General features: G+C 40.5%; 1 protein-coding gene. It reads right to left on the bottom strand.

The window, feature by feature from the left end:
- A partial coding sequence (locus Q1A47_RS20395; protein ID WP_299632740.1) for an amino acid adenylation domain-containing protein occupies positions 1-1,979 on the bottom strand: 1,979 nt, incomplete at both ends.

Raw genomic sequence — 1,979 nt, 5'->3', positions numbered from 1 at the left:
GAATTCCCACCAAGTTCAAAGAAATTATCCTCCGTTCCTATTTCATTTATGCCTAAGACTTCTTGCCAAATCTTGACAAGCTTCTCCTCTTCTTTATTCTCTGGCGCCTTGTACTCTCCTTGAATGAGATCTTGATTCGTGACTTCTGGTAGCGATCTTCGATCTACTTTTCCATTAGCGGTGAGGGGAATGCTCGATACTTCTTTTATATAGGATGGAATCATATAATCTGGCAAACTATCTTGTAAGTATTCTTTTAAATTACTTTTTTCTAATTTATGGGCGGTCAGATACGCAATAAGATACTTGTCTAGCTGCTCGTTTTCTTTCACTAAAACAACCGCCTCTTTCACTGCGTGGTGACGTAATAGCTTCCGTTCAATCTCCTCAATTTCAATTCGGAATCCACGAATCTTAAGCTGGTGATCAACTCGACCCAAAAATTCGATTGTGCCATCCGGCAACCATCTGGCAATGTCCCCACTCTTATATAGTCTTTCACCACGTACAAATGGATTCTCGATGAACTTTTCCTTGGTAAGAGCTGGTCTATTTAAATATCCTCTGGCAACTCCATCCCCACTAAGCCATAGCTCACCGTAGACTCCGATTGGATTTAACTCACCATGTTTCCCAACAATATACGCGCTGGAATTACTAATTGGTCTACCGATCGGGATACTCGATTCGTAATCCTTTTCGATTGGTAATGTCGTAGAAAAAGTCGTATTTTCGGTTGGGCCATAACCATTAATGATCTGTATGTTTGGACAATGACTACGAACTAGTTGAATATGCTTTGTAGATAGGACGTCTCCCCCAACGAGGAGGCATCGTAGATGGCGAAACATATCTGGCTTCTCCTGTGCTAATTGATTAAACAACGCAACCGTTAGCCACATTAAAGTGATGGAATGCTTCTCGATGGCGTTTTCTAATTTTTCTACCGAAAGGATGGTCTCTTTCTTCGTTAAATACAGACTCTGTCCATTTAATAGACTTCCCCATATCTCAAATGTTGAGGCATCAAACACGAGTGATCCTGTCTGGAGGATTCGATCGCCTTCATTAAATTGGATATAGCTTGTATGCTTAACGAGACGGACGACATTTCGCTGTTCGATTAGAATTCCCTTTGGTTCTCCTGTACTCCCTGACGAATACATGATATATGCTAAGTTTGTTGGATGGTGTTCAATAGATAAATTGCTCGTATTTCCGACATACAAGCTCTCATTCGTTATATCCAACCGCTCTCCGGAAAATGCGCCCAATTTCTCTGCGTCATTCTCTGTCAACACCAGCTGAGCATTACTGTCTTTCAACATATATTCGATTCGCTTCATCGGGTAAGTTTTATCCAGTGGAAGATACGCTCCTCCAGATTTTAAGATGCCTAAAATTCCAATAATCATCTCGATGGTATTGTCTGTCATCAACCCTACTACCGTCTCTGCTTGAACACCTTTTTGACGTAGGACCCGAGCCAGCTGATTAGCTTTTTCATTTAATTCTTGATACGTCATGCATTGATTCTCAAAACCAACTGCTAGTTCATTTGGCTTTTTCGCCACTTGTTCTTCAAATAATTCAGCCATCGTTTTTTCTCGTGGGTAGTCTGTCTTCGTATCATTAAATTGCATTATAATTTGTTGCTTTTCTTCTTCCGTCATCATGTCTAGCTCGGCAAGCTTCGCTTCCCGTTGTTGACAAATCCCTTTCACAATTTCTAAGTAGTGCCTTGCCATTCGTTCCATCGTTTCAGATGTAAATAACGCAGTACTATACTCTAAACTACCTTGGATGGTGTTAGTATACTCCGTGACATGTAGTGTCACGTCAAACTTAGCGATATTACTTTCGTGTTGAACTTGTTTCAACTGGAAGTCATCTTCTAGTGGAAACACTATGGTGTCATCAACAGGATTCATATTAAACATCACATCAAATAATGGATTTCGACTTGCATCTCGGTTTAT

The sequence above is a fragment of the uncultured Virgibacillus sp. genome, from assembly GCF_947495635.1.
GTDB classification, from domain to species: domain Bacteria; phylum Bacillota; class Bacilli; order Bacillales; family Amphibacillaceae; genus Virgibacillus; species Virgibacillus salarius.
Note: the sequence above shows the minus strand (reverse complement) of the source record. Positions and strands in the feature narration are given on the sequence as shown.